This window comes from Enterobacter cloacae complex sp. GF14B (assembly GCF_004136805.1).
Taxonomy (GTDB): domain Bacteria; phylum Pseudomonadota; class Gammaproteobacteria; order Enterobacterales; family Enterobacteriaceae; genus Enterobacter; species Enterobacter hormaechei_C.
Window position 1 is genome coordinate 19,926 of sequence record NZ_QFRV01000061.1, and the last position, 7,908, is coordinate 27,833.

The window sequence follows — 7,908 nt, forward strand, 5'->3', positions numbered from 1 at the left end:
ATGCTGAACACACGTTTTTCTGTAAGCCTGATCGTCATCGGCTGGCTCTGCCTCAGCGCGAGCCTCTGCGCGCAGCCGCTCTCCTTTATGGCCCCTGAAGAGAGGCCGCAGCTGGAGGCCAGCAAACCCTGGCCGGAGAATCAGTTTTTGGTCCTGGCCTACCACGACGTCGAAGATGATGCCGCCGATCAGCGCTACCTCTCCGTTCGCACCAGCGCGTTAAACGAGCAGATAAGCTGGCTTTTGCACAACGGCTATCACGCCATTAGCGTGCAGGACATTCTGGATGCGCATGAAGGAAAAAAAGCGCTGCCGCCGAAAGCCGTTTTGCTCAGCTTCGACGACGGTTATAGCAGTTTTTACACCCGGGTCTGGCCCCTGCTTCAGGCCTGGAACGTTCCTGCGCTGTGGGCACCGGTGGGCAGCTGGGTGGATACGCCGGCAAATCAAAAAGTTAACTTCGGCGGTCTGATGACGCCCCGCGATCGCTTTGCCACCTGGGATATGGTTCGCGAGCTCAGCCAGTCCCCGCTGATTGAGATTGGCTCGCATACCTGGGCCTCGCATTACGGCATTCCGGCCAACCCGCAGGGAAGCCGTGAACCCGCCATCGCTAACCGTTTTTTTGATAACGCGACGGGGCATTACGAAACCGATGAACACTTCAATCAGCGGATCGCCGCAGACGTACGGAAAGTCACCGATAAAATCACCCAGGTGACGGGAAAAGCGCCGCGTGCCTGGGTGTGGCCCTATGGGGCTGCTAACGGTACATCGCTCGCTATCGCCCAGAAACAGGGCTATCAGCTGGCCTTTACCCTGGAGGACGGGCTGGCAAACGTGCGCGACCTCGGCAACATCCCGCGCCTGCTGATTGCCGGAAATCCGTCGATAAAAACCTTTGCCAACACGGTTAGCCGCGTTCAGGAGTTTGAACCGGTGCGCGTCATGCATGTTGATCTTGATTACGTCTACGATCCCGATCCGGCCCAGCAGACGAAAAACATCAACAAACTCGTCCAGCGGGTCTACGACATGAAAATCAGCCATGTGTTTCTCCAGGCGTTTTCGGATCCGCGGGGCGACGGCAGGATCAGCGCGCTCTATTTCCCCAACCGTCGTCTTCCGGTCCGGGCCGATCTCTTTAATTTTGTCGCCTGGCAGCTACAAACCCGCGCGGGAGTGAAAGTCTTCGCGTGGATGCCGGTTCTCTCTTTCGATCTCAGTCCAGCCTTGCCGCGCGTGCAGCGCCGTGAGCGTCAAACGGGAGAGTTGACCGTGGCCGCCGAGCCCTATATCCGGCTCTCCCCCTGGAGTCCGCAGGTTCGCCAGCAGGTGACGGAGATCTATGAAGATCTGGCCCGCTATGCCAGCTTCAACGGGATCTTGTTCCATGACGACGCAGTGCTGACGGACGTTGACGATGCCGGACAGGATACGACCCGGCAGAAGAGCCAGCGGCTTATCGGCTTTACCCGCACCCTGAGCCAGGCGGTGAAAAACATCCGTGGCCCGCAGATCAAAACCGCGCGGAACATGTTCGCGTTACCCATTCTCGAGCCGGAAAGCGAGGCATGGTTTGCGCAAAATCTGGATGATTTTCTGGCGGCCTACGACTGGACGGTGCCGATGGCAATGCCGCTGATGGAGTCCGTCCCGGCAGAAGAGAGCAATGCCTGGCTGACGCGTTTAGTCAAAGCCGTCGCCGCACGCCCCGGCGCGCTAAATAAAACGATTTTTGAGCTACAGGCCAGGAACTGGGCACAGAAACCGCAGCGTGCCGTAGCCGATGAACGTCTGGTGGAGTGGATGCGGGTGCTCCAGCTGAACGGCATCAAAAATTACGGTTATTACCCCGACGACTTCCTCAACAACCAACCTGATATTTCGCGTATCAGGCCTGAATTTTCTTCGTACTGGTATCCTGACAATGACTGATCGCATTATCGCCTTCTCTATTTTGTGTCTGGTATTCGGGTTGCCGTTAGGCGTAGCCGCGCTGTTTACTGGCGAACTGATTCTGGACTTTGTCTTTTTCTGGCCGCTGTTTATGTCCGTGCTCTGGGTAACCGGCGGCCTCTATTTCTGGTTTCAGCTTGAACGGCACTGGTCGTGGGATAACGCAACACCCGCCCCCGCCTTAGCCGGTGAGCCGTTAATCTCGATTCTTATTCCCTGCTTCAATGAGGAACGCAACGCACGGGAGACCATTAGCGCCGCGCTGGATCAGCGGTACTGGAATGTAGAAGTTATCGCCATCAACGACGGTTCTTCTGATAACACGGCGGAGGTACTGCAACAGCTGGCGCGGGAGCAGCCGCGCCTGCGGGTGATTAATCTCGCGGAGAACCAGGGGAAAGCCGTGGCGCTCAAGGCTGGCGCTGCGGCGGCCCGGGGCGATCTGTTGGTCTGCATTGACGGCGACGCCCTGCTCGACCGCGACACCGCGGCGTATCTGGTGGCACCGCTGATTCAGTATCCCCACGTTGGGGCCGTCACCGGAAATCCGCGTATTCGCACGCGCTCAACGCTGATTGGTCGTATTCAGGTGGGCGAGTTTTCTTCCATTATTGGCCTCATCAAGCGAACGCAGCGGATCTATGGCCGGGTCTTTACCGTCTCCGGCGTCATCGCCGCCTTTCGCCGACAGGCGCTGGCGGATGTCGGGTACTGGAGCCCGGATATGATCACAGAGGATATCGACATAAGCTGGAAGCTTCAGCTTCGCCACTGGGATATCTTTTTCGAGCCGCGGGCACTGTGCTGGATCCTGATGCCGGAGACGCTAAAAGGACTGTGGAAGCAGCGTCTGCGCTGGGCGCAGGGGGGTGCAGAGGTGTTTCTGGTTAACCTGCGCAAGATGGCCCGCTGGGAGCATCATCGCATGTGGCCCCTGTTTCTCGAGTACGCCCTATCAACGCTGTGGGCATTTGCCTATGGGGCGACCGTGGTGTTGTTCATTCTCAGCCATATTATCCCTCTTCCCGCGAACCTGGCCGTTGCGAGCCTGTTTCCCCCGGCGTTTACCGGGCTGCTGCTGGGCGTAATGTGCCTGCTGCAATTCCTCGTCAGTTTGTATATCGAGCGGCGCTACGAGCGGAAAGTGGCAGGCTCGCTGTTCTGGGTAATCTGGTTCCCGATGGTGTACTGGATGATTGGCCTGTTTACCACCCTCGTGGCATTTCCGAAAGTCATGCTTAAACGTAAACGCGCCCGCGCGCGCTGGATCAGTCCGGACCGGGGTAAAGGGAGCATTCAATGAACGAGAGTACGTTAATTTTGACTGAACATCGGCTGGCACCGCGTCTTTTCGATGCTGCATTAACGCTGATAGCCTGGGGAGGATTCCTGTTTTTCCTGTACGCCAGGCTGTGGATGCAGTTAACCGAGGAGGGCGATCACCGCTGGAACGCAATTATCGCCTCGTTTAATACAGTGCTGGTTTATCTGCTGATTGCCGCGTTCAACGGCTGGCTGCTGATCCTGTGGTATCAGTACAATCGCCGCCGCGCGCATGTGAGGCGGCGTCATCCGGAAATGTTGCGCCATGACGAGCTTGCCCAAAGTTTTAACGTCACGCCGCAAATTATGTCCGAGATGAGCCAGTACAACCTGCTGACGGTTTACCATGACCAGATTGGCCGGATCATTGATTTGAAGATCAGCGAGCAGCAGGACGAGAAAGAAGAGTAAGAAAAAGCCCCCGCAGGTTATCCGGCGGGGGCTTTTTTGTCGCGGGTATGAATTAGTTATCCTTCACCACAATCAGCGGTTCAATATCGCTCTCTTTCTTCACCACCAGCGAGTTATCCCCACGCAGACAGGTTCCGCCATAGTTCCCGCCCACGGTAAAGGTGCAGACCTGAATGTATCTGCCGTCAACCTTCGGCAGGCACCATAGCTGCTGGTAGATATTCTTGCGGTCAACAAACTTGCCGCTGGACTGGTCCAGCAGTTCGTCCTGGGCGCCGATCAGATCGATATTGCTCCCGCAGCGTCCGGCGATCGGTTTAACGGCATAACCGGTCCGTTTGAGCAGATCGTTGACCTCAAAATCGGTATCCAGCAGGTAACGGTGGTTCGGGAAGAGCTGCCACAGCACCGGCAGGATCGCCTTGTTACCTGGGATCACCGTCCACAGCGGTTCAAAGACCAGCACTTCCGGGCGCAGCAGGACGTCAATCAGGCGCACTTCACCTTGCGGGTGACCGGTGCGGATAGGCACGGCGGCGTACTCGGTTTCGCTCACCTCGCGGATCTGCTCAATCGCCGTTTCCCAGGCCCAGGTTTTCCATACGCAGTTAACGTGACGGCCTTCATCATCAATCAGTTGCCCGGCGGCATCCCAGCTCAGCGCGCCCAGTCCATGCAGGATTTTGGTTTCAAACCCGGCCTGGATCAGCGAGCGCTGAATAAAGAGCGCGTGGTAATCCTCTTCAATATCGTTGTCCTGCATGATATGGACGAACGGCCGCGCGTGGCTGTGCTTCCATGCGCCGGTCAGCTCCTCCAGCAAGCCTTCCGCCGGATTGTGGCCGGTGCCGCGATAGCCGTTTTTCACCCACTCTTCAAGAATCAGCCCGCCCTCGGTATGGCAGGAGGCGGAATCCGCGTTGTACTCGTAAACCTTAATGCCGCGCTCATCCATGCAGAAATCCATACGACCGGTGATCATATGGTGACGACGCCACTGCCAGGAGAGGCGCAGACGCGGCCAGAGAATTTTCGGGATGTCGAAAAGCGCGAGTAAGCTGTCGTCTTTCAGCACCTTGTCGGTGGCATGAAGGTACATCAGGTGCAGTTCGTTGGTGGCTTTGATCAGCTCCTGCTCGGCGCTTTCGGTAATGGTGAAGTACTGGCAGGGATCGTTGTTGATAACGTGGCCGTTGGCGCGAATGTAAGCCTGTTGCAGGGCGTCGTTTTCATTGAGCCATTTCCCGTCGAACTGGCGGTTGTTCTTCAACCTCGCGCCGCTGATTTTCAGCAGTTCACCGTCGATCTCCGGCTGAGGAATACTGTGTTCCGTCTCCTCCGTCTGGATCATCCAGCCGAGGATCTCGGTATCGTTGAACGTGTCATGAAGCGTATAGCAACCGTCCTCCACGCTCAGACGCAGCTCGCGCGTCCACTGCTGCCCCATCGGCAGCGGGGAGTGAATAACGTTCTGCTCGGCAATGCGCACTCTGTCATCCAGCAGCTGGGTAATGACGGCGACGTGGCCGGTCTCATGAAACTCACCGCCCTTTTGCCAGATGAGCAGCGCACCGGCCTGCGGCGCGCGTTTTGAGCCATTGGCAAAGGCCTGTAGCGGCAGAATATTGTCGTTTACCACCTGGCGCAAAAAACGCAGGGAGAAGATCTCCCACGCCATCCCGACGTCGGTAAAGACAAACCCGTGATTGAGAAACAGGAAACGGCGCGCAAACTCAACGCACTGCCATTTATGGCCCATGTACTCGTTGCCGATATAGCTGCGGAATTCCGCGTCTTCCGGATAGCGACGCGGATCGAGACTGCCGTAATTTGAAGAGTAAATCGCCACGCCACCCGGCGCATAACCTAATAACGTCCCGAAGGGGGCGTCACTGCTTAACGTTCCTTTACGCATGTGTCCAACCTAAAACAGGCAGGCGGCAATTTTTTTGTGGGGTTGTCGTCGTCTGCACGTTGTAATTAACTGACAGAGGTGGCGTTATCATACACCCGCCCTGCCCATTACGCTCGCATCGTTAAACGGTTCCTGCATCTCCTGCTACACTGCCTCAACACAACACCAAAGAGGCAGGCCAACATGTCAGATAACACCTATCAGCCACCGAAAGTGTGGGAATGGAAACAGAATAACGGCGGCGCGTTCGCCAATATCAACCGTCCCGTCTCGGGCGCGACGCACGAGAAAGAGCTACCTGTGGGCGCGCACCCGCTCCAGCTGTACTCACTCGGTACGCCGAATGGACAGAAAGTTACCATCATGCTGGAAGAGCTGCTGGCGCTGGGCGTGACGGGCGCGGAATACGACGCATGGTTGATCCGCATTGGCGAGGGCGATCAGTTCTCCAGCGGTTTTGTCGACGTGAACCCGAACTCGAAGATCCCGGCCCTGCGTGACCACTCCACCACCCCGCCGACGCGCGTCTTTGAATCCGGCAATATCCTGCTCTATCTGGCCGAGAAATTTGGTCACTTCCTGCCAAAAGATCCGGCAGGACGAACGGAAACCCTGAACTGGCTGTTCTGGTTACAGGGCGCGGCCCCGTTCCTCGGCGGCGGTTTTGGCCACTTCTATAACTACGCGCCAGTGAAGATTGAGTACGCTATCGATCGCTTCACCATGGAAGCTAAACGCCTGTTCGACGTGCTGGACAAACAGCTGGCGCGCGGTCGTTACGTAGCGGGTGAGGAATATACCATTGCGGATATGGCAGTCTGGCCATGGTTTGGCTGCGTGGCGCTGGGCAGCGTCTATAACGCCGCCGAGTTCCTGGATGCCGGGAAGTACACCAACGTGCAGCGCTGGGCAAAAGATGTGGCGAATCGTCCGGCCGTGAAACGCGGGCGCATTGTTAACCGTACCAACGGCGAGCTGAACGAGCAGTTGCATGAGCGTCATTCAGCAAGCGACTTCGATACCCAGACGGAAGATAAACGTCAGGGTTGATCCTTGACCGGGCGGTTCGCCGCCCTTCTTCCGCGATGAGAAAAATGCGTCAGCACGCGTGCGCAAGGAGCCTCGTATGTCAGACCAGACGCTAAAAGCGACCCGACAGCAGAGCCTTATCACCCTGCTGAGTCAAAGCGACTGGCTGACTACCGAGGTGCTGGCTGAAAAGCTCTCCGTCAGCAAAGAGACGATCCGCCGGGATCTGAAGTCGTTGCAGCAGCAGGGGAAGCTTCTGCGCCAGCACGGGCGCGCGCGTCTGATTCACCCGGACAGCCGCGACAGCGGTGAACCCTTTGGCGCACGCCTGAAAAGCCATTATGCCGACAAAGCCGATATTGCCCGCCACGCGCTGGGCTGGATCAGCGAAGGGATGACCATCGCCCTCGACGCCAGCTCAACCTGCTTTCATCTGGCGCGCCAGTTGCCGGACATCGACCTCACCGTATTTACCAACAGCCTGCCTGTCTGCCACGAGATGGCAAAGCGCGAGCGGATCACGCTTATCTGCTCCGGCGGAACGCTTGAGCGTAAGTATCGCTGCTATGTTAATCCGGCGCTGGTGACGCAGCTAAAAGGGCTGGAGATCGATCTGTTTATCTTCTCGTGTGAAGGGGTCGATGAGCATGGCGTCCTCTGGGATCCGTCCGAGCACAACGCGGGCTTTAAGGCGCTGCTGTTAAACCGCGCCAGCCAGTCGCTGCTGCTGATCGACAAAAGTAAATTTATGCGGGCAAGCGAAGTGAAAATTGGTCAGCTGTCGCAGGTAACACAGATTATTCAGAGCGATAAACGTCAGGCCGCCAGAGACGGCCTGACACGATGAGGTTACGCGGTGAGACGGAATTTCTGCACTGAGCGCTGGAGTTCTTCGGTCTGCCGTTCCAGTGCGGCGGCGGCGGCGGAAACCTGCTCCACCAGCGAGGCGTTCTGCTGGGTCACGCCGTCCATCTGCGTGATGGCAACGCCGACCTGAGAAATTCCTTTGCTCTGCTCCTCTGACGCGGTGGCGATCTGCTTCATAATGACGGTCACTTCCGTCACGTCGCGCAGGATTGCTTCCATCGTGGTGCCGGTATCGTTCACCAGCTGCGCCCCCTGCTCCACGCGGGCAACGGAATCCGCAATCAGCCCTTCGATCTCTTTGGCCGCATTCGCGCTGCGGCTGGCCAGATTACGTACCTCACCCGCCACGACCGCAAAGCCTCGCCCCTGCTCCCCGGCCCGGGCGGCTTCCACCGCGGCGTTCA

7 protein-coding genes are annotated in these 7,908 nt (G+C 57.7%); 5 read left to right on the top strand and 2 right to left on the bottom strand.

The window, feature by feature from the left end; translation table 11 throughout:
* The 3 genes from pgaB to pgaD are packed head-to-tail and all read left to right on the top strand — an operon-like array spanning position 1 to position 3,693.
* The gene (pgaB, locus tag DD606_RS17930) at positions 1-1,938 is read left to right on the top strand and encodes a poly-beta-1,6-N-acetyl-D-glucosamine N-deacetylase PgaB (protein WP_129258946.1); all 1,938 of its coding nucleotides are present in this window, start codon (positions 1-3) and stop codon (positions 1,936-1,938) included.
* Positions 1,931-3,262: a poly-beta-1,6-N-acetyl-D-glucosamine synthase gene (gene pgaC / locus DD606_RS17935; RefSeq protein ID WP_023314840.1), complete on the top strand. Its 1,332-nt coding sequence runs from the start codon at positions 1,931-1,933 to the stop codon at positions 3,260-3,262. The genes pgaB and pgaC overlap by 8 nt, the downstream gene beginning before the upstream one ends.
* Positions 3,259-3,693, top strand: a complete 435-nt coding sequence (gene pgaD / locus DD606_RS17940; RefSeq protein WP_003862463.1) for a poly-beta-1,6-N-acetyl-D-glucosamine biosynthesis protein PgaD — start codon at positions 3,259-3,261, stop codon at positions 3,691-3,693. Before pgaC ends, pgaD begins: the two co-directional genes overlap by 4 nt.
* A 52-nt stretch (positions 3,694-3,745) precedes the next feature.
* Here the strand turns inward: pgaD and gss are convergent, their stop codons facing one another.
* Entirely contained in the window at positions 3,746-5,608 is a 1,863-nt protein-coding gene (gene gss, locus DD606_RS17945) for a bifunctional glutathionylspermidine amidase/synthase (RefSeq protein ID WP_048242085.1), read from the bottom strand.
* A 183-nt stretch (positions 5,609-5,791) separates the two neighbouring features.
* Between gss and yghU the strand changes: the two genes are divergently transcribed.
* Both yghU and fucR read left to right on the top strand, forming a co-directional pair.
* Entirely contained in the window at positions 5,792-6,658 is an 867-nt protein-coding gene (yghU, locus tag DD606_RS17950) for a glutathione-dependent disulfide-bond oxidoreductase (protein ID WP_003862465.1), read from the top strand.
* A 76-nt stretch (positions 6,659-6,734) separates the two neighbouring features.
* Positions 6,735-7,484 (top strand): L-fucose operon activator, encoded by a 750-nt coding sequence (gene fucR, locus DD606_RS17955; RefSeq protein WP_023314843.1) that lies wholly within the window; start codon positions 6,735-6,737, stop codon positions 7,482-7,484.
* Positions 7,485-7,486: 2 nt separating this feature from the next.
* Here fucR and DD606_RS17960 read toward each other — a convergent pair.
* On the bottom strand, positions 7,487-7,908 hold a 422-nt coding region (locus DD606_RS17960; protein WP_255573106.1), incomplete at its 5' end, for a methyl-accepting chemotaxis protein.

Coding starts and splice junctions, on each gene's coding strand:
- pgaB (WP_129258946.1), top strand. CDS start 1: ATGCTGAACACACGTTTTTCTGTAAGCCTGATCGTCATCGGCTGGCTC.
- pgaC (WP_023314840.1), top strand. CDS start 1,931: ATGACTGATCGCATTATCGCCTTCTCTATTTTGTGTCTGGTATTCGGG.
- pgaD (WP_003862463.1), top strand. CDS start 3,259: ATGAACGAGAGTACGTTAATTTTGACTGAACATCGGCTGGCACCGCGT.
- gss (WP_048242085.1), bottom strand. CDS start 5,608: ATGCGTAAAGGAACGTTAAGCAGTGACGCCCCCTTCGGGACGTTATTA.
- yghU (WP_003862465.1), top strand. CDS start 5,792: ATGTCAGATAACACCTATCAGCCACCGAAAGTGTGGGAATGGAAACAG.
- fucR (WP_023314843.1), top strand. CDS start 6,735: ATGTCAGACCAGACGCTAAAAGCGACCCGACAGCAGAGCCTTATCACC.